Below are 25,960 nucleotides of genomic sequence, written 5' to 3' on the forward strand. Positions count from 1 at the left end.
AGGAATGAATGAACGACTACATCATCTTCATGCACGACGATGCGAAGGAGGAAACGGCCGCCGCGTGGGAGGCGTATTTGACGATGCTGAGGGCGAGCGGTCGCTTCTCCGGCGGCAGCGAAATCGGCCAGGGCGTTTGCGTGGCGGCGGGCGGCTCGCCCAAGCCGATCAGCGCGCATTTGTCCGGCTACCTGCTGGTCCAGGCGGAGAGTATCGAGGACGCGAAAAAGCTGTTGGTAGGAAATCCCACCCTGGACGGCGGCGGCACGGTCGAGATTCGCGAGTTGCCGCGCGGCTGAGCGGGCGCCGGAACCGGAGCCGGAGCCCCTTGGCGCGGCTTGGCGGAGCTCGATTCGACCACCCGCCAGCGCCGGTTAGACCTTGAGCGATGAAATCTGCGATTTTTCGAGGTCGTCTAGAGCATCCTTCGACCAGACTATTTTTCTAGCCATTTGCTCAGACGCCGTTCGACTTCTTCCTGAGAAAGAGTGCCTTCAGTCAGCGCGCGTGCTTCGCTTTTCTTGATCTTGGTGATGATGTAGAGGTGGTACTGGATGTCTTCCAGGGAGCAATCATCAGGCAGGGTTTGAAGCAAGCTGATGACCTCTTGTTTTGCTGCTGACATGTTCCTTCTCCTGATCGATTCTACTGTTCGACTTTAGTATAGCGCGCAGTTCGGCGCTTGATCGAATCGACGTGGGATAGTCGATATGGCGACACGGCGGCAGGCGTCGCGCGCTCAGGCCTTTACCAGCAGCTTGCCGCGATGCTCGCCGGTGAACAGCGAGTTGAGCGCGGCCGGCAGTTGCGCGAAGCCGTCGACGACGGTCTCCTCGAAGACGATCTGGCCGGCCCGCACCCAGGGCGCGACGATGCGCACCATCTCGTCCATGCGGTGGACGTAGTCGCGCGCCAGCATGCCCTGGATGGTGGCGCGCTGGTACAGCATGTGGTGCAGCAGGCGCGGCCCCAGTTCCGGCGTGTCGAGGCCGCCGCTGTACTGGCTGATCTGGCCGCAGATGACGATGCGGGCACGTCGGTTGATGAGCGGAATGACGGCGTCCGTCACCATGCCGCCGACGTTGTCGAAATACACGTCGACGCCGCCGGTCGCGGCGCGGATCGCCGCGCCCAGCGAGTCGGCGCTGTCGTGGACCTTGTAGTCGATGGCCCAGTCGGCGCCCAGGGTGTCGCGCAGCCAGTCGCACTTGGCCCGGCCGCCGGCGATGCCCAGCACCCTGGCGCCGTGGCGCTTGGCGAACTGCAGCACCAGCGAGCCGACGGCGCCGGCCGCGCCGGACACCACCACCACCTCGCCGGCATGCGGCCGGCCCGATTCGGTCAGGCCGAACCAGGCGGTGCGGCCGGGCATGCCCAGCACGCCCAGCGCGGTGGTGACGGGCGCCTGCGCCGGGTCGAGCAGTTTGAGTCCGCTGGCGTGCACCTTGGCGTGCGTTTGCCAGCCGCTGTAGCTGTAGACCCAGTCGCCCTCGGCGTAGCCGGCGGCGTTGCTGGCCAGCACCTGGCCGACCACGCCGCCCTGTTGCACGGTGTTCAGCGGATGCGGCTCGGCGTCGTAGGTGGGCTTGCCCGACTGGCCGATGCGCATGTACGGGTCGACGCTGAAGTAGCGCGCCGCCAGCAGCACCTCGTCCGCGCCGAGGCCGGTGTCGAGTTGCCGCTCGACCAATTCATAGTGTTCCGTGGTGATCTGGGCCAGCGGTTGTTGGCGGTAAATCCATTGTTGTTGGCTCAGCGTGGTCATGGCGGCGGTGGGGACAATGGGGGAATGGGACGATGGTACGATGCTCTTCGCGTCGCGTAAAGCGACTTGCATTCCGCACGATATTTTGTTGAGGGCTAGATGACGACAATGAGCAAACATGTACTTTGTTATGGCGATTCCATGTCCTGGGGGATCGTGCCGGGGACCAGGCAGCGGCACCCGTATGAACAACGCTGGACCGGCGTGCTGCAGAGCCTGCTTGGCGCCGGCGTCCGGGTGGTCGAGGAATGCCTGAACGGCCGCACCACGGCGTGGGACGACCCGTTCCGCCCCCAGCGCAACGGTCGCGATCTGCTGCTGCCGATATTGCACTCGCACGCGCCGATCGACTTGGTCGTCCTGTTCCTGGGCACCAACGATTTGCAGAGCATGTACGGGGTGGGCGCCTACGAGTCCTCGCTGGGCGCCGGCGTGCTGGTCGACATCGTCCAGGGCTGCCGGTCCGAGCCGATGGAGGCGGCGCCGAAGGTGCTGCTGGTCGCGCCGCCGCGCATCGGTCGTCCCTGCGGCGCGATGGAGGAAAAATTCCGTGGCGCGGCGGAGAAGTCGGCGCAATTCTCGCGCTGCTACCGGCGCGTTGCCGACGAGCGCGGCTGCTTCTTCCTCGACGCCGCCGAGCTCATCCAAGCGAGCGAGGTCGATGGCGTCCATCTCGACGCGCCGCAGCACCGCCAGTTCGCCGTCGGCATACACCGGCCGGTGGCGCAGATCCTCGACCTGCCCCAGGCCCAAGCCGAGGGTTAGGGCGCGGCGATCTCCACCGCCACCATGTTGTCGTCCGGCTTGCGGTCGATCAGCTTGTTGTCCGGGTCGATGCCGGCCTTGGCCGGCCGGCCGCCGACGATCACGCTGAAGTTGTTGTCCTTGCGCTCGATGAACTTGCGCACGCGCAGCAGGTTGTTGCCGTCCTTGTCGTCGACGCCGATGTCGATCCAGTCGTGCAGCGGCATCTCGGTCTCCTCGCCCAGTTCGCCCGCCTTGACCTTGCCGGCCTGCACGGCGAAGCTGACCTCGTAGCGGCCGTCGCCCAGCTTGACGGCGCTGGCCGAGACGGCGCGGTTTTCGTACAGCACGATGGCGTTGAACAGGTCGTCGATCAGGTAGGCCTGCGCCGGCGGGGTGACCTTGCGCAGCGCCTCGAGCAGCGCCGTCACGCTCGGGTAGGGCGCGCCCTGGTTGGCGTGGGCGGCCAGCACCTGGCGCAGCGCCGCGTTGACCTTGCTCTCGCCGACCAGGTCCTGCAACTGGTACATGGCCAGGCTGCCCTTGCGGTAGTGGATGTAGTCCTGGTTCTCGTTGTCGGCCAGCGGCAACTCCTTGTCGCGCTCGACGGCCCGGCCCACCAGGTATTTCTCCAGGTCGTAGCGCAGGAAGCGGCGCATCTTGTCCGGGCCGTAGTTCTTCTTCATCACCATCAGCGCCGAATATTCGGCCAGCGTCTCGCTCAGCACGGTGGCGCCGCGCGTGTTGGCGCCGACCAGCTGGTGGCCCCACCACTGGTGCGCCACCTCGTGGGCCGTGACGTAGAAGGGGTAGTCGACGTCCTTCGGATTCTTGTCGTTGACCTTGGCGATGAAGCCGACGCCCTCGGAGAACGGAATGGTGTTCGGATACGCCTGGGCGAAGTTGGCGTAGCGGGGGAACTCGACCACCCGCAGCACCCGGTGCTGGTAGGGGCCGAAGTTCTTGCTGTTGTAGTCCAGTCCCTCCTTGATGCCCTTGACCATGCGGTCCAGATTGTATTCGTGGCCGGGCTGGTAGTAGATCTCGATGCCGACGTCCTGCCACCAGTCGTGGCGCACCTGGTAGCGCGCCGACTGGAAGGAGTAGAAGTTGAGGATGGGCTTGTCCATCTTGTAGTGGTAGTAGTGGCGGCCCTGGCTGATCCAGTCGCTCTCGAGCATGCCGGGGGCGATGGCGATCTGGTCGGCGCTGGTGCTGACGACGGCGTCGAAGCCGATCCAGTCGGCGTCGCTGCCCAGGTAGTTGTCGGCCAGGCCGGCGGCGGCGTCGCGCGGCAGCATGCGCTCGCGCTTGGGCAGCTGGTGCTTCTTGCGGTCGCGCGCGTCGCTCAGCTCGAGCTGTTGCTGGTAGCCGATGTGCGGCAGCACGCTGTTGTTGAAGAAGCTGCCGTTGGCCAGCACCGGCGTGTCGCGGCCGAGGCCGAGGATGCCGTTCGGCGCGTAGCCGATCTCGAACTCCAGCGGCAGTTGGGCGCCGGGCGCCAGCGGCGTGCTCAGCTTGTAGCTGTAGAAGCCCAGCCGCGCGTCCTTCAGGCCGGCGCGCACCTGTTGGCCGAAGCGCAGCGCGCGGATGGTCGAGTTGCTGTCCTGTTGCAACAGGATGTCGGTGATCGGCGTGCTGCCCTTGTTTTGCAGCAGATACGTGCCCTTCACCAGCAAGCTGCGCCGTTCCGGCATGATCTCCACGTTGAGCTTGACGTCGACGATGCGCGGCTGCGCCAGGCCGGCGTATTTCTTGTACTGGCGCTCGTAGTCGGCGCGCTCGGCGTCCTTGCGGTAGGCCGACTTGTAGTTGCCGGCCACTTCCATGTCGTAGAACAACACGGCGCCGGCGCCCAGCATCAGCGCGGCGCCCAGGCCCAGGGCGGTCAGCACCGGGCGGGTCAGCGCGTGGCGCGCCAGTTGCAGGCGCTGGCGCCATTCGTTGTTGGTGCCGCGCACCCAGAACAGCAGCGCCGTGACGATCAGCAGCAGGGCCGCGCCGCCCCAGTACAGCTCGAACCAGCGCTCGCGCGCCAGCTCGGCGCCGTAGCCGTTCATGGCCGAGTAGACCAGCGGCGTCGAGGCGGCGTACAACAGCATGGGATGGCCCAGGCCCAGCGCGCCCAGCGTCAGCGTCGCCAGGTAGTACAGGATCATCGCGAAGTGGGCCAGGTACTTGTGGTTGAGCAGCACCTGCAGCGCGATCGCCAGCACCGCCACCAGCGCGTAGTTGGGCAGTTGGATCAGGAACAGGGTCTGCAGGTAGAGGCCGGGTTCGAGCAGGAAATAGCCGTGGGCGATCTGGATGCCCATGCCGCACAGCATCACCAGCAGCAGCAGCAGGGCCTGCAGGGCGACCAGGGCGAGCAGCTTGGACAGCAGCGGCAGCCAGCTCGGCACTGGCAGGGCGTCGAGCATCTGGGCGACGCGGCCCTCGCGCTCGCGCCAGACCAGCTCGCCGGCGTAAAAGGTGGTGATGATCAGCATGAACAGGGCGAAGGTGTCGGACAACGCCTCCAGCACCTTGTAGGTGACCGGGTAGGTGTTGGTGCCGAACATCGAACCCATGTCGATGCCGCTGGCCAGCATCAGCAGCACGCCGGCCAGCACCAGCACCAGGAAGTAGACGTTCTTGGCGGTCTCGCGCAGGTTCAGCCAGCTGTTCTGCAACAGCAGCAGGCCCAGGCTGCGGCGCTGGAAGTCGGGCTCCTCGCGGGTGTTGGCCGAGACGGCGGCCAGGCGCAGCGGCGCCTCGCCCTCGCCGCGACTACCGCCGCCGTCGATGCTGGCGACGAAGTGGAAGCGCCAGTAGCCCAGCACCAGGCCGAGCAGGGCGAGGGCGGTCCAGATCAGCCGGTTCAGCAGGTAGACGCCCTCGGGCAGCAGCAGGCGGGTGTTGCGCTCGGCGATGGGCCAGTATTCGGTCAGGCGGATCACGGCGGTGGTGCCGAAGGGGTCGATCAGGGCGGCCAGGGTCTTGTAGTCGAGGTCGCGCGCCAGGCCGGGCGCGACCAGGTAGCCGACCAGCATCACCACGCTGCTGACGTAGACCGGCAGCATGCGCCGACTCAGCGCGGCGACGATGAAGAACACCGCGCCGAAGATGAAGATGTTGGGCAGGACGGTGCACAGGTAGGGGATCAGGTAGCCCAGCGCGCTGCCGTGGCCGATGCGCTCGGGGTCGATGCCGGGCACGTAGGTGCCCAGCCAGGCGCCCAGCGGCAGGCTGGTGAAGATCACCGCCAGGGTGGCGTAGGCGCCGAGGAAGCGGCCGAAGATGTACTGGCGCTTGCGGATCGGCGCGCTGAAGAAGAAGTGGTGCATGTCGTACTCGAAGTCCTGCTGCACCGAGCGGCCCATCATGGCGGCGATGACGATCACGCCGAGCGAGCCGAGGAAGCTGACGGTGAGCATCAGCGAGCGCGGCGCGTCGAGCAGCACGCGGCCGCCGAAGGTCACGCTGGCGCCCTTGAAGACGCCGCCGGCGGCGGCCATCCACAGCATCGCCAGCGCCAGGAACATGGCGAAGTAGACCCAGGTCGAGAGCAGCTTGAGCCGCTGCCGGGCTTCGAACAGTGCGATCGCGAGCATGGCGCCGCTCCTAGTCGCAGGCCGGCGCGGCCTGGTGGCGGCCGGCGATGGTGGCGAAGTACAGGTCCTCGAGGTCGCCGATGGCCTCCTCGAAGCCGTCGCCCGGGTCGTCCTCGCTGTAGACGTGGATCAGGGTGCGGCCCGACAGCAGGCGGGTCGAGATCACCGCGTGGCGCTGCTGGAACATGGCCAGCTCCTTCTTGTCGACGAAGCGGGCCCAGATCTTGTCGCTGACGGCGTCGATCAGCTGCTGGGTCTGGCCGCACAGCAGCAGGTGGCCCTTGTTGATGATGGCCATGTTGGCGCACAGGTCGGCCACGTCGCTGACGATGTGGGTCGACAAAATCACCGTCTTGTCCTCGCCGATGTCGGACAGCAGGTTGTGGAAGCGCACCCGCTCCTGCGGGTCGAGGCCGGCGGTGGGCTCGTCGACGATGATCAGCCCGGGGTCGCCGAGCAGGGCCTGGGCGATGCCGAAGCGCTGCCGCATGCCGCCGGAAAAGCCGCCCAGGCGCTGGTGGCGCACGTCGAACAGGTTGGTCTGCTGCAGCAGGCCGTCGACCACCTCGCGCCGCCGCGCCCGGTTCGACAGGCCCTTCAGCACGGCGAAGTGGTCGAGCATCTCGTAGGCCGTCACCTTCGGGTAGACGCCGAAGTCCTGCGGCAGGTAGCCGAGCAGGCGGCGGATCTCGTCCTTCTCGTCGAGCACGTCGAGCTCGCCGAAGAAGACCGAACCGGAGTCGCACTCCTGCAGGGTGGCGAGGGTGCGCATCAGCGTCGACTTGCCGGCGCCGTTGGGGCCGAGCAAGCCGAACATCCCGGCCGGGATGGTGAGCGAGATGTTGTCCAGCGCCACGACGCCGTTGCCGTAGGTCTTGGACAAGTTGCTGATGCGTAATTCCATACTGACTCCTGAACGGTTCCGGGCTGGCCCGGCGCGGCCGCGCGACGTTTCCGCACGGCCAAGCTTTTTTCACATGATGGCATTGTAGTGAGTTTGCGACAGATCCGGGGCGCCATTGCGACGGGCGGCGCATAGCGCGGCGCAGATTGCGCATTCCGGGGAGTGGCTGAGCGGTCGGGGCGGCCGGCGCGGCGGCGGCGGCAGGCGCCGCCCGCGCGGCCTTTTTGACAAGCTGCTCAATTGCGGAACAGCACCTGCTCGCGGTTGAACCACCAGCGGCACAGCAGCAGCAGGGCGGCGGCGATGACGCTGCTCGACAGCAGGATCACGGCGAACATGCGGTAGTCCATGGTGCCCTTGACCAGCTCCTTCATGGCCAGCGAGACGTTGGTCAGCGGCACCATCGCCCACATCCAGTTCAGCTCGACGCCGGGCAGCATCGCCACCAGCGTCGGCAGGATGGTGACGATGGCCAGCGGCGAGATCAGGCCGCTGGCCTCCTTGTAGCTCTTGGCGTAGATCGAGATCGACAGCAGGATGGCGGCGAAGATGGCCGCCGTTGGCAGCAGCATCAGCGCCACCATGGCCAGGTCGGCGGCGCCGATGGCGCGCACCATCAACGCCATGTCGCCCTCGATCATGGGGCCGAAGAAGAACAGCAGCGTGCCCATGCTGGCCACCATCAGCAGCGCCGAGGTCAGGCCGATGGTGAACAGCACGAAGAACTTGGCCAGCACGATGGCGCCGCGCGGCAGCGGCGCCAGCAGCAGCGTCTCGAGCGTGCCGCGCTCCTTCTCGCCGGCGCCGGTGTCGATCGCCGGATACATCGCCGCCATCAGGCAGACCATCAGCAGGATGTAGGGTAGGAAGCCGCCGACCAGGGCGCCGATCTGCTCGCGCTTGTCGGCCGTCGAATGGTCCTCCAGGCGGATCGGGTCGAGCGCGAAGCGCAGCTGCTGCTGGCTCAGCTTGAGTGTCGACAGGGCCTGTTCGCGCAGGCTGGCGTTCTGCGCCTCGATCACCGACATCACCCGCTTGCGCGTGACGTCGACCGTCACCGCGCTGTTGTAGTGCAGCGCGATGCTGCCCTGCTGCTGGGCGCCCAGCGCGGCGGCGAAGCCGGGCGGGATCACCAGGGCGAACTTGATGCGCTCGTCGCCGATGGCGTCGCGGATGGCGGCCGGCTCGGCCAGCGCCACCGCCTTGAAACCCTTGTCGGCGGCGAAGCGGGCGGCCAGTTCGGGCGCGTACTGGGCGCCGAAGATGGCGTAGGTCAACTCGGCCTGGCGGGCCTGCTTGAACAGGCTCGACGACAAATAGCCGAAGCCGGCGAAGATCAGCGGCATGGCGAAGATCGGGATGAAGACGGTGAAGATGAAGGTCTTGCGGTCGCGCGCCAGCTCCAGCATCTCCTTCAGGTAGATGGTCCACATGGCTCAGCCTCCTTGTTTGATGACGTCGACGAAGGCGTCGTACAGGTCGGCGCTGCCGCCCAGGTGGCGCAGTTCCTCGGTGCTGCCGTGGAAGGCCGTCTTGCCGTGGTTGATGATGCAGACCCGGTCGCACAGCTTGTCGACCTCGTGCAGGTGGTGGGTGGAGAAGATCAGCGGGATGCGCAGCGCCTTGTAGCTGGCGATGAAGTCGAGCAGGATCTTGGCCGACATCACGTCGAGCCCGGTGGTGGGCTCGTCGAGGATGACGATCTGCGGCTCGTGCACCACGGCGCGGGCGATGGCGCACTTCTGCTTCATGCCGGTCGACAGCTGGTCGGCCCGCTTGTCGACGAACTGGTGCATCTGCAGCAGCTCGAACAGCTCGTCGCAGCGGCGCCGCAGGTAGGGCGCGCTCATGCCGTGCAGGCGGCCGAAGTATTCGACGTTCTCGCGCGCCGTCAGGCGGCCGTACAGGCCGGTGGTGCCGGACAGGAAGCCGATGCGCTGGCGCGCCGCCAGCGGGTCGGCCAGCAAATCGACGCCGTTGGCGACGACGCTGCCGGCGTCGGCCTTGAGGGCGGTCGACAGCAGGCGCAAGGTGGTGGTCTTGCCGGCGCCGTTGGGGCCGAGCAGGCCGAGCACCTCGCCCGGCGCGCAGCGGAAGCTGACGTCGCGCACGGCGTGGAACCAACCGTCGTGGCCGCGCGGATCGTGCGACTGCGGGGGCTTGCCCTGGTGGGAGGGCAGGCGGAAGCGTTTTGCCAAGCCTCGAACTTCGATCATTGGGGCATCCAGGTTGTCAGGGATTTAAGATTAGCCGCAAAAAATCTTGCGTGCAAGGCACAAAGCGTAATTGTCTTGCTATAGTCGATGGAAGGCGCCCGCGCCGCCGCGCTCGGCGGCGCGGGCTAGCCGGATGCAAGTCGAACAGGAAAGTCTAGCGGGTGGCGAAATGAACGAAGAGCTGAAGAAGAAGGTGCTGGCGGTGACCCAGTGCGGCATGAACAAGGAGGAGGCGGTCGGCTTCTTCCGCGTCGCGCTGGGCTTGTACTACCTGGCCGGCCTGATGACCAAGGAGACGCTGGACTTCAAGCGCCTCGACCGCGATTTCAACCGCTTCATCTACCACGCCATCGGCAAGGGCCACAGCATCACCAGCGTGCTGCAGTTCATGAGCGGCGAGAAGGTGGTGCCGGTGGTCGAGTCGAAACGTTTCCTCAACGCCTACGCGGAGCACTGTCCCGAGGTGCCGCTGGAGAACATCCCCTTCCTGTTGGGGCTCAACCTGGGCGTCGCCAAGGACCTCTCCAAGATCGACGTGCGCGGCCCGGTGGCCGACTACATCGAGCGCCAGCGCCTGCTGCGCGAGGCCGCCGAGTCCTGACACCGGGCGCCGCCATGCCGGCCGGGCTGGCACGGCGGCGCGATCGTCCTATAATGGTGCTTTCCGACTGATTGCGACTGACGACCATGGCAGCGAACCGTTACCACCATCCCCTCGACCGTTTCATCTCCGGCGCCGACAAGGCCTTGCGCGTGATCGCCGGCGTCGCCTCGGCCTCGCGGCCGACGCCGGCCGCGCACGCCGCCGACGCCGCGCTCAGCGAGTCCGAGCAGCGCCACGCCGCCGGCTTGATGCGGGTCAACCACGTCGGCGAGGTCTGCGCCCAGGCGCTGTACAACTCGCAGGCCCGCTTCGCCAAGAGCGACGCGATGAAGCTGCAGTTCGAGCAGGCCGGGCGGGAGGAGGAGGATCACTTGGCCTGGACCGCGCAGCGGTTGGCCGAGCTGGGCTCGCGCACCAGCCTGCTCAACCCGCTGTTCTACGCCGGCGCCTACGCCGTCGGCACCGTGGCCGCCTATCTGGGCGACGCCCACAGCCTGGGCTTCGTGGTCGAGACCGAGCGCCAGGTCGAGGCCCATTTGGCCAGCCACCTGGACCGGCTGCCGCCGCAGGACGCCAAGTCGCGCGCCATCGTCGAGCAGATGCGGGTCGACGAGGTGGCCCACGGCGCCGCCGCCCAGGCCCTGGGCGCGGCGACCACGCCGCTGCCGGTGCGCGTGGTGATGCAGGGCATGGCCAAGGTCATGACCGGCAGCGCCTACTACATTTAGGGAAAGCGCCAGGGAATCGGCCAAGCAGGCGGCGCCGACCGAGGGTCGGACCCTGCGGGTCTGACCCTGGCATTGGCCTTGGGGTTGCTCAGGCCGCTTCGACGATCTCGAAGGAGTGGGTGATCTCGGCGGTCTTGCCCAGCATGATCGATGCGGAGCAATATTTATCGTGCGACAGGGTGATCGCCCGTTCCACGCTGGCCGGCTTCAGGTTCCTGCCGGTCACGACGAAGTGGAAGTTAATCTTGGTAAACACCTTCGGTTCCGTCTCGGCGCGCTCGGCGTTGAGCGTGCATTCGCAGCCGCGGATGTCCTCGCGGCCCTTTTTTAGGATCAGCACGACGTCGTAGGCGGTGCAGCCGCCGGTGCCGAGCAACACCATCTCCATCGGCCGGGGCGCCAGGTTGTGGCCGCCGCCCTCGGGCGCGCCGTCCATGTTGACCAGGTGGCCGGAGCCGGTCTGGGCCAAAAAACTCATGCCCGACGGGCCGTTCCAGCTAACTTTGCATTCCATTCGATTCTCCATAAGACTGTCCGTGGCCCTATTGTAAAGGAGCGGCGGGCGCGTCGCCGGGCGTGGCCGCCGGCCGTCGCCGGGCGGCGGCAAAGCGGGGCGGGGCTTGACTCGCGCTGCCAACGCCGCTTATAATTGCCGGCTTTCCGTTCGCTCAGGAAAAGTATTTATAAAAAGGCCGAGTCCGCTGAAGCAATGGCGGAACCACCATTTGAGCGTGTGTAATTCAATTAGGAAGTCAACATGAAAACATTTTCCGCTAAAGGGCATGAAGTCCAGCGCGATTGGTTCGTGGTTGACGCGACGGACAAAGTCCTCGGACGTGTTGCCAGCGAAGTGGCACTCCGACTGCGCGGCAAACACAAACCGGAATTTACTCCTCACGTCGATACGGGCGATTTCATCGTCGTCATCAACGCAGGCAAACTGCGCGTGACCGGTACCAAAGCTACCAACAAAACGTACTACCGTCACTCGGGCTACCCAGGCGGCATCTACGAAACCAACTTCCAGAAAATGCAACAGCGTTTTCCAGGTCGCGCGCTTGAGAAAGCGGTCAAGGGCATGTTGCCTAAAGGCCCACTCGGCTACGCAATGATCAAGAAGCTGAAAGTGTACGCGGAAGAAACTCATCCGCACGCAGCTCAGCAACCTAAAGCACTCGTTCTCTAAGGAACTGACATGATCGGTAACTACAATTACGGCACCGGCCGTCGCAAGAGTGCAGTAGCTCGCGTGTTCATCAAAGTTGGCACTGGCCAAATCATCGTTAACGGCAAGCCAGCGGCTGAGTACTTCTCGCGCGAAACCGGCCTGATGGTGATCCGTCAACCACTGGAACTGACCGGCAACGTCGAGCGTTTCGACATCAAGGTTAACGTTCACGGCGGCGGCGAGTCCGGCCAAGCTGGCGCAGTTCGCCACGGCATCACCCGCGCCCTGATCGACTACGACGCAGCGCTGAAACCGGATCTGGCCAAAGCCGGCTTCGTTACCCGCGATGCACGTGAAGTCGAGCGTAAAAAAGTTGGTCTGCGCAAAGCACGTCGCGCAAAGCAATTCTCGAAGCGTTAATTTATACGCTACAACACGCGGTTCGCCGCGTGTTGCTCGAAAAGCCGCCGGCCTGTTCCGGCGGCTTTTTTGCATTGAGGGGCCGTCATACGGCGGTCGCACAGGCCTGATAAAATGCGCCTTTCAGCATCACCCCGCAACTCCCCATACTACTTACCCAAGGAAAGAACATGATCAAAGTTGGCATCGTCGGCGGCACCGGTTACACCGGAGTGGAATTGCTGCGTCTGTTGGCAGTCCATCCCGATGTGCAGCTGACGGCGATCACCTCGCGCAAGGAAGACGGCCTGCCCGTCGCCGACATGTTCCCCTCGCTGCGCGGCCGCGTCGCGCTGGCCTTCTCGGCGCCTGAAAAAGCCGACCTGAGCCAATGTGACGTGGTGTTCTTCGCCACCCCGCACGGCGTCGCCATGGCGCAGGCGCCGGCCCTGCTGGCGGCCGGCGTCAAGGTGGTCGACCTGGCGGCCGACTTCCGCCTGAAGGACCAGGCCAGTTTCGAGCAGTGGTACAAGATCCCGCACACCTGCCCGGAGCTGCTGGAGCAGGCCGTGTATGGCTTGGCCGAGCTGAACCGTGAAGCGATCCAGGGCGCCTCGCTGATCGCCAACCCGGGTTGCTATCCGACCACCATGCAGCTGGGCTACTACCCGCTGCTGAAGGCCGGCCTGATCGACGCCGGCGCGCTGATCGCCGACTGCAAGTCCGGCGTCTCCGGCGCCGGCCGGAAGGCCGAGATCGGCACCCTGTTCTCCGAGTCCAGCGACAACTTCAAGGCCTACAGCGTGGCCGGCCACCGCCACACGCCGGAAACCGCCGCCCAGTTGCAGCGTTTCACCGAACAGAAGGTCGACTTGGTGTTTACGCCGCACCTGGTGCCGATGATCCGCGGCATGCATTCGACCCTGTACGCCCGCCTGACCAAGGAAGTCAGCAACGAGGAGCTGCAAAGCCTGTTCGAAGCGCAATACAAGGATGCGCCTTTCGTCGACGTGATGCCGTTCGGTTCGCATCCGGAAACCCGCTCGACGCGCGGTTCCAACATGTTGCGCATGGCGCTGCATCGTCCGGGCAACGGCAACACCGTGATCGTGCTGGTGGTGCAGGACAACCTGGTCAAGGGCGCCGCCGGCCAGGCAGTGCAGTGCATGAATTTGATGTTCGGCCTGGAGGAAACCACCGGCCTGACGCAGATCGCATTGATGCCATAAGTGTAGTTTCGGCGCGGATTAACGGGGTGCTGGCCTTACCCCAAAGGCAGAGGGGTCTGACCCCGTACGGGGTCAGACCCCGTGGCGTTGCGGGGTGCGGGGTAAGAGATACCGAGGCCGGCCCAGGCCGGTTTGGCGCGGCGGAGAAACGGCGAGCCAGATCAAGGCACGCCGGCCGCGCCGGAGTAGATTGAATGCTGGTCCCGGCGCCGCCGGGGCCGGCACAGCGAGGGCAGCGCATGTTCGGCCACAAAGCGAGAAGCAGCATGGACAGCCTGATCGGTCCGGCGACGCGGATCGACGGCGATCTGTTGTTTCGCGGCGGCCTGCGCATCGACGGCCGGGTGCGCGGCAACGTGGTCGCCGAGAACGAGCAGGACAGTTTTCTGGTGGTCTCCGAGCACGCCACCATCGAGGGGGCGGTGCGCTGCGCCCACCTGATCGTCAACGGCGCCATCCAGGGCGACGTGCACGCCAGCGAGTTGCTTGAAATCCAGCCGAAGGCCCGCATCTTGGGTGATATCAGTTACAAGGTGCTGGAAATCCACGCCGGCGCCCAGGTACAGGGGCGGCTTACCCATTTTGACTGTGTGGACAATGCCTTGCATTTGGCCGCAACGGGAGCATGACTTGCGCCAAAGGTCTATAATGATCCAAATGTTTTCACGTAGGAGTCTGAAATGAATGCTGTCGCCGAAGCGCAAGATGTAATCCCGTCGCCTATTATCTTCACCGATAGCGCTGCCCAAAAGGTAGCCCAGCTGATCGAAGAAGAGGGTAATCCTGATTTGAAACTGCGCGTCTTCGTGCAGGGTGGCGGCTGCTCCGGCTTCCAGTACGGCTTCACCTTTGACGAAATCGTCAACGAAGACGACACCACGATGATCAAAAACGGCGTCCAGCTGTTGATCGATTCGATGAGCTACCAGTACCTGGTCGGCGCGGAAATCGACTACAAGGACGACCTTGAAGGTGCCCAGTTCGTGATCAAGAATCCAACCGCGTCGTCGACTTGCGGTTGCGGTTCCTCGTTCTCGGTCTAAGCCACTTCGCAGCAACATCCCTCGCGGCGGCCAGTTGATCTGGCCGCCGTTGTCGTTTGTGCGGCAGTTTCGTTGCTACCGCGCCACATCGCCGCCGCCGCGCCTCAGCGCGGGTACAGCGCGCCCAACACCCTTGGCCCCGCCGCCCCCGTCACCGCCGGCAGATTGCCCGCCAGCCGCGCGTTGAAGCGGTAGCCCAGCCAGGCGAAGGCCAGCGCCTCGACCCGGTTCGGCGCCACGCCCAGCGCCTCGGTCGAGGCCACCGCCACCTTGCCGTCCAAGGCCGCCGCCAGGTCGCGCAGCAAGGTGCCGTTGTAGGCGCCGCCACCGCAGATGTAGAGCGCGTCCGCCCCGCCGCCGTACTGCGCCACCGCGCGCGCCAGCGTGACGGCGGTGAGCCGCGTCAGCGTGGCCTGCACGTCGGCCGGCGCCAACTGCGGGAAGGCGCTCAAACGGGCGTCCAGCCAGTCCATATGGAACAGGTCGCGGCCGGTGCTCTTGGGCGCCGGCAGGGCGAAGTAGGGCTCGGCCAGCAGCGCCGCCAGCAGCGCCGGTACGACCGTGCCGCTGGCGGCCCAGGCGCCGTCGGCGTCGTACTCGCGGCCCTGGTGGCGGGCGATCCAGCTGTCCATCAGCACGTTGCCGGGGCCGGTGTCGAAGCCGTCGACGCGGCCGTCGCCGTGCAGCACGCTGATGTTGGCGATGCCGCCGATGTTGGCCACCACGCGGCGCAGTCCGGCCACGCCGAACAGCGCCTGGTGGAAGGCCGGCACCAGCGGCGCGCCCTGGCCGCCGGCGGCCACGTCGCGGCTGCGGAAGTCGGCGACGACGTCGATGCCGCACAGCTCGGCCAGCAGCGCCGGATTGTTGGTCTGCCGCGTGAAGCCCAGTTCGGGCCGGTGGCGGATGGTCTGGCCGTGCGCCGCCACCGCGCTCACCGCGCCGGCCGCCACGCCGCCCTGGCGCAGCAGTTCCGCCACGCACTGGGCGTAGTGGATGGCGATCTGATTGGCCGCCAGCGCCTCGCGCTCCAGCTCGTTCGCGCCGGCCGCCTGCAGCGCCATCAGCTCGGCCCGCAGCGCCGTGGGGAAGGGCACGTAGGCCGCCGCCAGGGTGCGCGTGGCCGCGTCGCTGAAATCGGCGAGGGCGCCGTCGACACCGTCCAGGCTGGTGCCGGACATCAGACCGATATACAGGGCCATGAGCTTGTTCCTTCGTGCTTGAAAAGTGTATTTTGCCTCAGCGCCTCAGTCGGCGCGGGAATAATTGTGCGGTAATTGCGCGTGGCCGCCGCCATGCTGTTGTTGCCACCCACAATGCGCGCCAGCACACGGAAGCCTGCGGCGAAAAACCGCATCATGGTCTTACTTTCTGAGGGGAAAGGGAAGGGCGGCGTGTACCGGCATGGCCGCGCAAAAATGAAAACAGGCCATATGAGATGGCCTGTTTTTTACTACGCTGAAGGCGCTGCGCGCGCCGGGCTTACTTGGCGGCGACGCGGGTGTTGCTCGAACCGGCGGGGCGCAGCAGCGCGAAGCGGTGCGTCATGTCCGAGGCGAAGCTGCGGAAGCGGGCCATTTCGGCGGCCGTCAACGGCGCCTGGGCTTGCACGTTCAGGGTGTTCGGGTCCTTGGCTTCGCCGCCGACGCGGAACTCGTAGTGCAGGTGGGCGCCGGTCGACCAGCCGGTGCTGCCGACGTAGCCGATCACGTCGCCCTGGCTGACTTTCGTGCCCTTTTTCATGCCGGCCGCGAAGCGGCTCATGTGGGCGTAGGCGGTGGTGTAGTTGGCCCAGTGCTTGAGCACGACCACGTTGCCGTAGCCGCCCTGGGTGCCGGCGAAGTCGACCACGCCGTCGCCGGAGGCGCGGATCGGCGTGCCGGTCGCGGCGGCGAAGTCGACGCCCTTGTGCTGTTTCCAGTTGCCGGAAATCGGGTGCACGCGCATCGAGAAGCCGGAGGAGATACGGGAGAATTCGAGGGGGGATTTGAGGAAGGCTTTTTTGAGGGACTTGCCGTCGAAGCTGTAGTAACCGCCACCTTGCTTGCTGGCCGGATCTTCGAACCAGACCGACTGGTAGGTGTTGCCGCGGCTGGTGAACTCGCCGGCCAGGATGCGCCCGGCGCGGACGAACTCGCCGTCCTGCCAGAAGGTTTCGTAGACCACGTTGAAATGGTCGCCGCGCTTCAGGTCGGAGCGGAAGTCGATGTTGGTGGAGAACATCTCGACGATCTGGTGCACGATGGTGTCGGGCAGCTTGGCGCCGTCGCTGTTCGAGTCGGTCGCCGCGAACAGGGTCGAGGTGATGTTGCGCGCGTGCATTTCGACGCGGCGTTCCAGCTGGGCCGCCGTCTCGGTGGCGACGAAGCCGTCGCCCTTGCGGGTGATCGAAATATTCTTGACCGGAATGTCCTTGCCGTCGACCACGGAGGCGCGCAACCACTGCAGGTTGCCGTCCTCGTCGGTTTGCGCCTGGACCCGCTTGCCGGTCTTCAGTTGCATCACGCCGTGGGCGACCTTGTCCTTCTTGATGAAGTTCTCCGCCGCCTCGTCGTCCACGCCGAGGCGGGTCAACAGCGTGGCCAGCGTGTCGCCGGCGCGGATTTTTTCTTCGTGGACGTAGTGGTCGGTGGATTGTTGCTGCTGGAGGGAGTCGATCTGGGCGGCGATGTTCGGCATGGCGATCTCTTGCGAGACCGATTTGACTGGCAGGTCGGAGGCGTCTGGCGCGAGCGGCGCCACACCGGCGGCGCCGAAGGCGCAGACCGCCAGCAGCAGCGCCGACGTGCTAACGATGCGCGCCTTGCGGGTCGAACCTAGCAGTTGGAACAAGCGCGAGCTTGTGATTTTATTTGTAGGGTTCATGCAATCAGTTAAAATTTGCCGCTTGAACTATTCAGGAACGTTTTGTTTTTATAATTTTTGATTCGGTTCGTTTTCATACGGCAAGATTGATCGGACCGAACATTATAGCAAACTCCTGGAACCCCCTACCATTTCGAGAATTCAGGTAAGAAAAAACCTATGGACAACACCTCCACATCGCCCGCCAAGAAGGCGCCCGCTCCGCTGCTGCCACTGACCGACCGCGTCCAGGAAGCCCTCGCCATCACCAAGCGCGGTGTGGACGAACTGCTGATCGAAAGCGAGTTCGCGCAGAAGCTGGCGCGTTCCGAACAAAGCGGCGTGCCGCTGCGCGTCAAGCTGGGTCTGGACCCGACCGCGCCCGACCTGCACCTGGGCCACACCGTGGTGCTCAACAAGATGCGCCAGTTGCAGGACCTGGGCCACCAGGTCATTTTCCTGATCGGCGACTTCACCTCGATGATCGGCGACCCGTCCGGCCGCAACGTCACCCGCCCGCCGCTGACCAAGGAGCAGGTCGAGGACAACGCGATGACCTATTTCAAGCAGGCCTCGCTGGTGCTCGACGCCGGCAAGACCGAGATCCGCTACAACTCCGAATGGTGCGATCCGCTGGGCGCGCGCGGCATGATCCAGCTGGCCTCGCGCTACACGGTGGCGCGCATGATGGAGCGCGACGATTTCAGCAAACGCTTTAAGAGTGGGACACCGATCGCCGTCCATGAGTTCCTGTATCCGCTGATGCAGGGTTACGATTCGGTCGCCCTGAAGGCCGACCTGGAGCTGGGCGGCACCGACCAGAAGTTCAACCTGCTGGTCGGCCGCGAGCTGCAAAAGGACTACGGCCAGGAACAGCAGTGCGTGCTGACCATGCCGCTGCTCGAGGGCCTGGACGGCGTCGACAAGATGTCCAAGTCGAAGAACAACTACATCGGCATCACCGAGCCGGGCAACACCATGTTCGCCAAGCTGATGAGTATTTCCGACGTGATGATGTGGCGCTACTTCGAGCTGCTGTCGTTCCGCTCGCTCGCCGAGCTGGCCCAGCTCAAGGCCGAGATTGAAGGCGGCCGCAACCCGCGCGACGCCAAGGTGGCGCTGGCGCAGGAGATCGTCGCCCGCTTCCACTCCAAGCAGGCGGCCGACGACGCGCTGGCCGACTTCGTCAACCGCTCCAAGGGCGGCATTCCGGACGACGTGCCCGAGCTGACCCTGGCCGGCGCGCCGGCCGCCATCGCCCAACTGCTCAAGCAGAGCGGCCTGTGCGCCTCCGTCTCCGAGGCCACCCGCATGGTCGACCAAGGCGGCGTGCGGGTCGACGGCACGGTGGTCAGCGACAAGGCGCTGAAGATCGAGGCCGGCACCTTCGTGCTGCAAGTGGGCAAGCGCAAGTTCGCCCGCGTCACGCTGACGGCATGATCGCCCTGCTGCAAAGGGTCAGCGGCGCCAGCGTGGTGGTCGACGGCGCCAACATCGGCGCCATCGACGCCGGCCTGCTGGTGCTGCTGTGCGCCGAACGGGCCGACACGGAGAAGGAGGCCGACGCGCTGCTCAACAAGTTGCTCGGCTACCGCGTCTTCGCCGACGCCGCCGGCAAGATGAACCTGAGCGTGAGCGACGTCGCCGGCGGCCTGCTGCTGGTGCCCCAGTTCACGCTGGCGGCCGACACCAAGTCCGGCACGCGGCCCTCGTTCACGCCGGCCGCCAGCCCGCAGGACGGCCTGCGCCTGTTCGACTATTTTGTCGGCCAGGCGCGCGCCCGCCACCCCGTGGTGGCAACCGGCCGCTTCGGCGCCGACATGAAAGTGTCGCTGACCAACGACGGACCGGTGACCTTCTGGCTGCAAGTGAGCGCCAAATGAGCGCCCGATAGTATGATTTGATTGAGCTTCCTCAACGGGGCCGCCAAGACAAACAAGAAAATCATCTGACGGAGCGCAGACCATGAGACTTTGGAGTGATTCTTTCCGCGACGGCGGCTTCATCCCGCCCGCCTACGCGTTCGCGGAGATGGATCCGGCCAGCCGGGTGCGCCTGGCGGGCAACCGCAACCCCCACCTGGCCTGGGACGAGGTGCCCAACGGCACCGAGTCGCTGATCTTGTTCTGCATCGACGGCGACGCGCCGCAGGACGGCCGCGACGTCAACCAGGCCGGCCGCGAGCTGGCCATCGCCCTGCCGCGCGGCGACTTCTTCCATTGGACGCTGGCCGACCTGCCGCCGGCGTTGCGCGCCATCGGCGAGGGCAGCCTGTCGGACGGCGTCACGCCGCACGGCAAGCCGGGGCCGGCCGCGCTGCTCGGCGTCGGCAACGGCGGCGCCCGGCCGCTGCGCCAGGGCGTCAACGACTACAGCGCCTGGTTTTCCGCCGACCCGGCGATGGCCGGCGACTATTACGGGTATGATGGCCCCTGTCCGCCGTGGAACGATTTGCGCATCCACCACTACATCTTCCGCCTCTACGCGCTCGATGAGGCGCGCCTCGAGTTGCCGGAGCGCTTCACCGGCGCCGAGGCCTACGCCGCGCTGCGCGGCCACATTCTCGACGAAGCACAACTGATCGGCCGCTACACGCTGAACCCGGCGCTGGCGGCGGCCAAGAACTAGGATTGCATGAGTACCAAGATTTTACTGATCCGCCACGGCGAGACGGCGTGGAACGCCGTGCGCCGCCTGCAGGGCCACACCGACATCGCCCTCAACGACGAGGGCCTGCGCCAGGCCGAGGCGCTGGCCCGCGCCCTGGCCGACGAGCGCATCGACGCCGTCGTCGCCAGCGACCTGCAACGCGCCGTGCAGACGGCGCAGGCGGTCAGCGCGCTGCACGACTTGCCGCTGCACACAGACGCCGAACTGCGCGAGCGCTGCTACGGCGGCTTCGAGGGCTTGCTGTACAGCGACATCGAGCGGCGCTACCCGGCCGACTACGCGCTGTGGCAGGCGCGCGACATCGACGCCGTGATGCCCTCCGGCGAGCGCCAGGCCGAGAGCTTCCGCCAGTTCTATGACCGCAGCGTCGACGCCATCGTCGGCTGGGCCGAGCGCCACGCCGGCCGGACGGTGGTGGTGGTGGCGCACGGCGGCGTGCTCGAGTGCGCCTACCGCGCGGCGGTCGGCATGTCGCTCGACAGTCCGCGCGACTTCCAGGTCAAGAACGCCAGCATCAACCGCTTCACCTTGGTCGGCGGCAAGTTGTCGCTCGACAGCTGGGGCGAGGTCGAGCACCTGCAACTGGCCGCGCTGGACGACATCATTTAGTTTAAAGCAAGCTTTCCGCCGCCGCCGGCGCGCCGGTGGCGGGCGCACGCGCGTGCTAAAATTTTCACTGCGGCAACTGTCTTGGCGCCCTTCGCAACCATGCTTTCTGCGCGGCCATGAAAATAGTGCTTATTAATTGAGCAGTGCATCGGTTAAAATAGAAGGTTCCTCCCTCCCATTCAGGTAATGTCAGTGCAAATCGGCCCCTACTTACTGCGTAACAACGTCTTCGTCGCCCCCATGGCTGGCGTGACGGACCGGCCTTTCCGCCAACTGTGCAAGCAGCTCGGCGCCGGCTACGCGGTGTCGGAGATGGCCGCCTCGAATCCGCGCCTGTGGGCGACGGAAAAGAGTTCGCGCCGCACCGACCACACCGGCGAGATGGAGCCGAAGGCGGTGCAAATCGCCGGCGCCGACCCGCAGGACCTGGCCGACTGCGCCCGCTTCAACGTCGAACGGGGCGCCCAGATCATCGACATCAATATGGGTTGCCCGGTGAAAAAGGTTTGCAACAGCTGGTGCGGTTCGGCCCTGCTGCAGGACGAGGCGCTGGTGGAAAAGATTTTGCACGCGGTGGTCGGCGCGGTCGACGTGCCGGTCACCCTGAAGTTCCGTACCGGCTGGGACCGCCTGAACAAGAACGCCCTGAACATCGCCCGCATCGCCGAGGACGCCGGTATCGCCATGCTGACCTTGCATGGCCGCACCCGCGCCGACGGCTACAAGGGCGACGCCGAGTACGACACCATCGCGGCGGTCAAGCGCTCGGTTTCCATTCCGGTGGTGGCCAACGGCGACATCACCTCGCCGGAAAAGGCCAAGTATGTGCTGGAGCAAACCGGCGCCGACGCCATCATGGTCGGCCGCGCGGCGCAGGGCCGGCCGTGGATCTTCCGCGAGATCGAGCATTTCCTGCGCACCGGCAGCCACTTGCCGGCGCCCTATGTGGACGAGGTGCGCGCCCTGATGGACGAGCATCTGCGCGCCCACTACGCGTTTTATGGCGATTTCCTCGGCGTGCGCACGGCGCGCAAGCATATCGGTTGGTATGTGCGCGACCTGGCCGGCGGCGAGGAGTTCCGCCAGAAAATGAACCTGTTGGAGTCGATCGATGCGCAATTGCAGGCGGTCGACCAGTTTTTTGAATCGCAATGGAGTTTTGGTGAGCGGTTACAATACCGCCTCTCCGATGATTTGCAGCCCGCATAAGCAGGCTGCGGCAGCACCAAAAAAGTTATATAAAAAAAGGGCAAGTGCCCAGCGCCCGCAGCGGGCGCGGCACCGCGTCACGCAATATTAATTAGCCGAATGACATTAAAATGAGCAAAGAAAGCATCCAGGAAGTTGTCCAGAAGAGCCTTGAAGATTACTTCAACGACCTGGGCGAGCAGCAAGCTTCGAACATTTACGACATGGTCGTGTTGACCGTCGAAAAGCCGATCCTCGAAGTGGTCATGACCCGCGCCGACGGCAACCAGTCGCACGCCGCGCAAATGCTCGGCATCAACCGCAACACCTTGCGCAAGAAACTGCAAGAGCACGGCCTGCTGTAGCCCGTCGCCCGTTCCGCCCCGCTAGTGGCTGAGGACGGCCGCTGGTGGCGTGAATGTTGCGCCCAAGCAGCCTTGATTTGTACAGAATACTCAACCACCTAGCCACTGCCATGATCAAACAAGCTCTCATCTCCGTCTCCGACAAAACCGGCGTGCTCGACTTCGCGCGCGCGTTGGCCGCCATGGGCGTCAACATTCTGTCGACCGGCGGCACCGCCAAACTGCTGGCCGACAACGGCGTCGCCGTGACCGAGGTCGCCGACTACACCGGCTTCCCGGAGATGCTCGACGGCCGCGTCAAGACCCTGCATCCGATGGTGCACGGCGGCATCCTGGCGCGCCGCGATTTCCCCGAGCACATGGCCAAGCTGGAAGAGCACAAGATCCCGACCATCGACATGGTGGTGGTCAACCTGTACCCGTTCCAGGCCACCGTGGCCAAGGACAGCTGCACGCTGGAGGACGCGATCGAGAACATCGACATCGGCGGCCCGGCCATGCTGCGTTCGGCGGCCAAGAACCACAAGGACGTGGTGGTGATCTGCGACCCGGTCGACTACGCGGTGGTGCTGGACGAGATCAAGGCCGGCGCGGTCGGCTACGACACCCGTTTCAAGCTGGCCACCAAGGTCTACGCCCACACCGCGCAGTACGACGGCGCCATCGCCAACTACCTGACCAGCCTGGGCGCCGACAAGCAGCACGCCACCCGCGCCCAGTACCCGCAGACGCTGAACGTGGCGTTTGAAAAAGTCCAGGACATGCGCTACGGCGAGAACCCGCACCAGTCGGCCGCCTTCTACCGCGACCTGCAGGTCACCGAGGGCGCGCTGGGCAACTACCGCCAGCTGCAGGGCAAGGAACTGTCGTACAACAACATCGCCGACGCCGACGCCGCCTGGGAATGCGTCAAGAGCATGGGCGGCTTCGACCAGAGCGCCGCCTGCGTCATCGTCAAGCACGCCAACCCTTGCGGCGTGGCGCTGGGCGCCAACGCGGCGGACGCCTACAGCCGCGCGCTGAAGACGGACCCAACCTCGGCCTTCGGCGGCATCATCGCCTTCAACGTCGAAGTGGACGGCGCCGCCGCCACCGAGCTGGCCAAGCTGTTCGTCGAAGTGCTGATCGCGCCGTCGTTCTCGGCCGAAGCCAAGCAGATTCTGTCGGCGAAACAAAACGTGCGCCTGCTGGAAATCCCGCTGGGCAAGGGCGTCAACGCGATGGACTTCAAGCGCGTCGGCGGCGGCCTGCTGGTGCAGTCGGCCGACTCGAAGAACGTGCTGCTGGGCGACCTGAAAGTGGTGACCAAGCTGCAACCTACCCAACAGCAGTTGCAGGACCTGATGTTCGCCTGGCGCGTCGCCAAGTACGTCAAGTCGAACGCCATCGTCTTCTGTGGCGGCAACATGACGCTGGGTGTCGGCGCCGGCCAGATGAGCCGCATCGACTCGGCCCGCATCGCCTCGATCAAGGCGCAGAACGCCGGCCTGTCGCTGACCGGTTCGGTGGTCGCCTCGGACGCCTTCTTCCCCTTCCGCGACGGCCTCGACGTTGTCGTTGACGCGGGCGCCAACTGCGTCATCCAGCCGGGCGGCTCGATGCGCGACCAGGAAGTGATCGACGCCGCCGACGAGCGCGGTGTGGTCATGCTGTACACCGGCACCCGCCACTTCCGTCATTGATTTTTTGAGTCACCGCGCAGGGACCGTCCCGGGGCAGACCGCCCGGGGACGGTCCCTGTTTCTTTGTACCGGCCACGGCAGTCCGCCCTTGCTCCCACTTGCCTTAGTGCATACAATCTGACGATGATTATTCTCGGCATCGACCCTGGCTTGCGCACGACCGGCTTCGGCGTCATCGACAAGCAGGGCAACAAGCTGCGCTACATCGCGTCCGGCACCATCAAGAGCGGCGAGGGCGAGTTGCCGGCGCGCTTGAAGGTGATCCTGCGCAGCATCGCCGAGGTGGCCGCCACCTACCGGCCCGACTGCGCGGCGATCGAAAAAGTCTTCGTCAACGTCAATCCGCAGTCGACCCTGTTGCTCGGCCAGGCCCGTGGCGCCGCCATCTGCGCGCTGGTCGACGCCGAGCTCGAGGTGGCCGAATACACCGCGCTGCAGGTCAAGCAGGCCGTCACCGGCCACGGCAAGGCGGCCAAGGAGCAGGTGCAGGAGATGGTCGCGCGCCTGCTGGCGCTGCCCGGCCTGCCCGGCAGCGACGCCGCCGACGCGCTCGGCGTGGCGATCTGCCACGCCAACAGCCACGACACGCTGGCGCTGATCAGCGCCATCGGCCCCGGCCTGTCGGGCCTGCGCATGAAGCGCGGCCGCCTGGTCGGCTAGTTTCCCCCCCAAACATTCTTCAAAAAAGGTAACTCGATGATCGGTCGTCTCTCCGGTGTATTGCTCGAAAAAAATCCACCGCAACTGCTGGTCGACTGCCACGGCGTCGGCTACGAAGTCGACGTGCCGATGAGCACCTTCTACAACCTGCCCGGGGTCGGCGAGAAGGTGGTGCTGTTCACCCACCAGACCATCCGCGAGGACGCCCATTTGCTGTTCGGCTTCGGCCACGCCGAGGAGCGCGCCGTGTTCCGCCAGTTGATCAAGATCACCGGCGTGGGCGCGCGCATGGCCCTGTCTATCCTGTCCGGCATGACCATCGCCGACCTGGCCCAGGCCGTCACGCTGCAGGAGACCGGCCGCCTGGTCAAGGTGCCCGGCATCGGCAAGAAGACCGCCGAGCGCCTGCTGCTGGAACTCAAGGGCAAGCTGGGTGCCGACATCGGCGCCGGCGGCGGCGCGCACGCCGTGCCGGACTCGCAATCTGATATCCTGAACGCGCTGGTCGCGCTCGGCTATTCGGACAAGGAGGCGTTGCTGGCGCTGAAAGCCGTGCCGGCCGGCAGCGGCGTGTCCGATGGCATCAAGCTGGCGCTGAAGGCGCTGTCGAAAGGCTAATCAACAAGCAGTAAGCAGGATCAATGGCTAGACTGGGTTTGTGCGGGATGATGAAGCGATGCGTGTCGTTTCAATTGTTCAACGAACCGGGGGCGTGGCCATGGTCTTGCCATTGCGCTGTAGCTGGAACCATTTTCCAGAAGTGTTCATTCATGCGCCAGAAAGCGTGGTGAAACGTCATGTGGCGTATCTGCCGGCCAAAGCCGGAGATATCGATGCGGCGTTCGAACTAGTATTGAAGACGATGTCGAGCAGCGTAGTATCGACGATGCTGGAGGCATACGGGAAACATGCACCAACGTTGTTGGCTGTTCATGCGGAGGAGGCTGTCGGTGTGAATGCGATACCGGCAGAAATGGCGAACCTTTGCGCTCATTTTCTGAATTGGCCCGTGGAGCGCCGCATTGTGCAAGCGAACGTAGTGAATCACACGGGTGCGGACGGTTTTTCCAGAATGGCTCGCCAGGCCGAATTTATGGGGCCAGTAGTGGCGGGGAAAAAATACGTCATTGTTGATGATTTTGTCGGGCAGGGTGGGACAATAGCGAATCTGCGTGGATACATTCATGCGCATGGCGGCTATGTTGTCGGAGCAACGGCATTGACCGGCAAGACTTACTCGGCAAGATTGGTTCCTACTGTCGAGCAATTGATCGCGTTGAGGTGCAAACATGGACAAATTGAACATTGGTGGCGGCAACGTTTTGGATTCGGATTCGACTGCCTCACTGCTTCGGAGGCAAGATATCTCATTCAAACTCCAACAGCTGAGAGAATCATGGAGCGCATCGAAGCGCATCTTGGCGGGCACTAGCGAGGGGGAGCCCGTGGTGTTAACCTTGACCAGCTCGACAGTTCCCAAGGGAACCCCGCGCATGCTGACGCAAGCCGAGCTGGACGAGCTACGGCAAACACTGACGACGGCGGCCGA

The 25,960-nt window shown here is 65.1% G+C and carries 28 protein-coding genes; 19 read left to right on the forward strand and 9 right to left on the reverse strand.

The window, feature by feature from the left end:
• Positions 1-8: 8 nt before the first annotated feature.
• Positions 9-299, forward strand: a complete 291-nt coding sequence (locus tag BM252_RS22445) for a YciI family protein (RefSeq protein WP_093389909.1) — start codon at positions 9-11, stop codon at positions 297-299.
• A 137-nt stretch (positions 300-436) separates the two neighbouring features.
• On the opposite strand, the gene BM252_RS22450 is transcribed toward BM252_RS22445, so the two are convergent.
• Together BM252_RS22450 and BM252_RS22455 are read right to left on the reverse strand one after the other, a co-directional pair.
• Entirely contained in the window at positions 437-625 is a 189-nt protein-coding gene (locus tag BM252_RS22450) for a hypothetical protein (RefSeq protein WP_093389910.1), read from the reverse strand.
• 114 nt (positions 626-739) lie between these two features.
• Positions 740-1,837: an NADP-dependent oxidoreductase gene (locus BM252_RS22455; RefSeq protein ID WP_245774389.1), complete on the reverse strand. Its 1,098-nt coding sequence runs from the start codon at positions 1,835-1,837 to the stop codon at positions 740-742.
• Between the two features lie 36 nt (positions 1,838-1,873).
• Between BM252_RS22455 and BM252_RS22460 the strand changes: the two genes are divergently transcribed.
• Positions 1,874-2,530, forward strand: coding sequence for an SGNH/GDSL hydrolase family protein (locus tag BM252_RS22460; protein WP_281249378.1), 657 nt, complete (start codon positions 1,874-1,876; stop codon positions 2,528-2,530).
• Here the strand turns inward: BM252_RS22460 and BM252_RS22465 are convergent.
• From BM252_RS22465 to BM252_RS22480, 4 genes are all read right to left on the reverse strand, one after another.
• Positions 2,527-6,102, reverse strand: a complete 3,576-nt coding sequence (locus tag BM252_RS22465) for an ABC transporter permease/M1 family aminopeptidase (protein ID WP_093389913.1) — start codon at positions 6,100-6,102, stop codon at positions 2,527-2,529. The two genes, BM252_RS22460 and BM252_RS22465, sit on opposite strands and share 4 nt — an antisense overlap.
• Positions 6,103-6,112: 10 nt before the next feature.
• Positions 6,113-7,006, reverse strand: coding sequence for an ABC transporter ATP-binding protein (locus BM252_RS22470; protein ID WP_093389914.1), 894 nt, complete (start codon positions 7,004-7,006; stop codon positions 6,113-6,115).
• A 236-nt stretch (positions 7,007-7,242) separates the two neighbouring features.
• Positions 7,243-8,439: an ABC transporter permease gene (locus BM252_RS22475; protein WP_093389915.1), complete on the reverse strand. Its 1,197-nt coding sequence runs from the start codon at positions 8,437-8,439 to the stop codon at positions 7,243-7,245.
• A gap of 3 nt (positions 8,440-8,442) precedes the next feature.
• Complete coding sequence (locus BM252_RS22480; RefSeq protein ID WP_093389916.1) at positions 8,443-9,222, reverse strand: ABC transporter ATP-binding protein; 780 nt, start codon at positions 9,220-9,222, stop codon at positions 8,443-8,445.
• A 169-nt stretch (positions 9,223-9,391) separates the two neighbouring features.
• Here BM252_RS22480 and BM252_RS22485 point away from each other — a divergent pair, with 169 nt between their 5' ends.
• Together BM252_RS22485 and coq7 are read left to right on the forward strand one after the other, a co-directional pair.
• Positions 9,392-9,823, forward strand: a complete 432-nt coding sequence (locus BM252_RS22485; RefSeq protein WP_093389917.1) for a hypothetical protein — start codon at positions 9,392-9,394, stop codon at positions 9,821-9,823.
• Between the two features lie 86 nt (positions 9,824-9,909).
• Positions 9,910-10,554, forward strand: a complete 645-nt coding sequence (gene coq7, locus BM252_RS22490) for a 2-polyprenyl-3-methyl-6-methoxy-1,4-benzoquinone monooxygenase (protein WP_093389918.1) — start codon at positions 9,910-9,912, stop codon at positions 10,552-10,554.
• Positions 10,555-10,642: 88 nt separating this feature from the next.
• Here coq7 and BM252_RS22495 read toward each other — a convergent pair whose 3' ends face one another.
• Positions 10,643-11,068 (reverse strand): OsmC family protein, encoded by a 426-nt coding sequence (locus tag BM252_RS22495; protein ID WP_093389919.1) that lies wholly within the window; start codon positions 11,066-11,068, stop codon positions 10,643-10,645.
• 243 nt (positions 11,069-11,311) lie between these two features.
• Between BM252_RS22495 and rplM the strand changes: the two genes are divergently transcribed.
• The 5 genes from rplM to erpA all read left to right on the forward strand — a co-directional run bounded on the left by rplM (position 11,312) and on the right by erpA (position 14,393).
• Positions 11,312-11,740, forward strand: coding sequence for a 50S ribosomal protein L13 (gene rplM / locus BM252_RS22500; protein ID WP_093389920.1), 429 nt, complete (start codon positions 11,312-11,314; stop codon positions 11,738-11,740).
• Positions 11,741-11,749: 9 nt separating this feature from the next.
• Complete coding sequence (gene rpsI / locus BM252_RS22505) at positions 11,750-12,142, forward strand: 30S ribosomal protein S9 (protein WP_019924401.1); 393 nt, start codon at positions 11,750-11,752, stop codon at positions 12,140-12,142.
• Between the two features lie 170 nt (positions 12,143-12,312).
• On the forward strand, positions 12,313-13,350 hold the full coding sequence (argC, locus tag BM252_RS22510; protein WP_093389921.1) for an N-acetyl-gamma-glutamyl-phosphate reductase: 1,038 nt from the start codon (positions 12,313-12,315) through the stop codon (positions 13,348-13,350).
• Between the two features lie 239 nt (positions 13,351-13,589).
• Positions 13,590-13,979 carry a bactofilin family protein gene (locus tag BM252_RS22515; protein ID WP_093389922.1) on the forward strand — a complete coding sequence of 130 codons (390 nt, stop codon included), beginning with the start codon at positions 13,590-13,592 and terminating at the stop codon, positions 13,977-13,979.
• Positions 13,980-14,030: 51 nt separating this feature from the next.
• The gene (gene erpA, locus BM252_RS22520; RefSeq protein ID WP_093389923.1) at positions 14,031-14,393 is read left to right on the forward strand and encodes an iron-sulfur cluster insertion protein ErpA; all 363 of its coding nucleotides are present in this window, start codon (positions 14,031-14,033) and stop codon (positions 14,391-14,393) included.
• 104 nt (positions 14,394-14,497) lie between these two features.
• On the opposite strand, the gene BM252_RS22525 is transcribed toward erpA, so the two are convergent.
• Both BM252_RS22525 and BM252_RS22530 read right to left on the reverse strand, forming a co-directional pair.
• Positions 14,498-15,595 (reverse strand): anhydro-N-acetylmuramic acid kinase, encoded by a 1,098-nt coding sequence (locus BM252_RS22525; protein WP_093389924.1) that lies wholly within the window; start codon positions 15,593-15,595, stop codon positions 14,498-14,500.
• A gap of 280 nt (positions 15,596-15,875) precedes the next feature.
• A complete protein-coding gene (locus tag BM252_RS22530; protein ID WP_093389925.1) occupies positions 15,876-17,258 on the reverse strand; it encodes a M23 family metallopeptidase in 1,383 nt (460 codons plus the stop codon).
• Positions 17,259-17,417: 159 nt separating this feature from the next.
• Between BM252_RS22530 and tyrS the strand changes: the two genes are divergently transcribed.
• The 10 genes from tyrS (at position 17,418) to BM252_RS22580 (ending at position 25,843) form a co-directional block, all read left to right on the forward strand.
• Positions 17,418-18,677 carry a tyrosine--tRNA ligase gene (gene tyrS / locus BM252_RS22535; RefSeq protein WP_093389926.1) on the forward strand — a complete coding sequence of 420 codons (1,260 nt, stop codon included), beginning with the start codon at positions 17,418-17,420 and terminating at the stop codon, positions 18,675-18,677.
• Positions 18,674-19,120, forward strand: coding sequence for a D-aminoacyl-tRNA deacylase (gene dtd, locus BM252_RS22540; RefSeq protein WP_093389927.1), 447 nt, complete (start codon positions 18,674-18,676; stop codon positions 19,118-19,120). Before tyrS ends, dtd begins: the two co-directional genes overlap by 4 nt.
• Positions 19,121-19,202: 82 nt before the next feature.
• Positions 19,203-19,865: a YbhB/YbcL family Raf kinase inhibitor-like protein gene (locus tag BM252_RS22545; RefSeq protein WP_093389928.1), complete on the forward strand. Its 663-nt coding sequence runs from the start codon at positions 19,203-19,205 to the stop codon at positions 19,863-19,865.
• Between the two features lie 6 nt (positions 19,866-19,871).
• Positions 19,872-20,516, forward strand: coding sequence for a histidine phosphatase family protein (locus tag BM252_RS22550; protein WP_093389929.1), 645 nt, complete (start codon positions 19,872-19,874; stop codon positions 20,514-20,516).
• 192 nt (positions 20,517-20,708) lie between these two features.
• Positions 20,709-21,725, forward strand: a complete 1,017-nt coding sequence (gene dusB, locus BM252_RS22555) for a tRNA dihydrouridine synthase DusB (RefSeq protein WP_174900637.1) — start codon at positions 20,709-20,711, stop codon at positions 21,723-21,725.
• Positions 21,726-21,835: 110 nt separating this feature from the next.
• Positions 21,836-22,069 (forward strand): helix-turn-helix domain-containing protein, encoded by a 234-nt coding sequence (locus BM252_RS22560; RefSeq protein ID WP_008445162.1) that lies wholly within the window; start codon positions 21,836-21,838, stop codon positions 22,067-22,069.
• A gap of 110 nt (positions 22,070-22,179) precedes the next feature.
• The gene (gene purH, locus BM252_RS22565; RefSeq protein WP_093389931.1) at positions 22,180-23,751 is read left to right on the forward strand and encodes a bifunctional phosphoribosylaminoimidazolecarboxamide formyltransferase/IMP cyclohydrolase; all 1,572 of its coding nucleotides are present in this window, start codon (positions 22,180-22,182) and stop codon (positions 23,749-23,751) included.
• A 123-nt stretch (positions 23,752-23,874) separates the two neighbouring features.
• Positions 23,875-24,411 carry a crossover junction endodeoxyribonuclease RuvC gene (gene ruvC, locus BM252_RS22570; RefSeq protein WP_093389932.1) on the forward strand — a complete coding sequence of 179 codons (537 nt, stop codon included), beginning with the start codon at positions 23,875-23,877 and terminating at the stop codon, positions 24,409-24,411.
• Positions 24,412-24,447: 36 nt separating this feature from the next.
• Complete coding sequence (gene ruvA / locus BM252_RS22575; RefSeq protein WP_093389933.1) at positions 24,448-25,029, forward strand: Holliday junction branch migration protein RuvA; 582 nt, start codon at positions 24,448-24,450, stop codon at positions 25,027-25,029.
• Between the two features lie 100 nt (positions 25,030-25,129).
• On the forward strand, positions 25,130-25,843 hold the full coding sequence (locus tag BM252_RS22580) for a phosphoribosyltransferase (RefSeq protein ID WP_093389934.1): 714 nt from the start codon (positions 25,130-25,132) through the stop codon (positions 25,841-25,843).
• Positions 25,844-25,960: the final 117 nt, after the last annotated feature.

It is taken from the genome of Rugamonas rubra, assembly GCF_900114705.1.
Taxonomy (GTDB): domain Bacteria; phylum Pseudomonadota; class Gammaproteobacteria; order Burkholderiales; family Burkholderiaceae_D; genus Rugamonas; species Rugamonas rubra.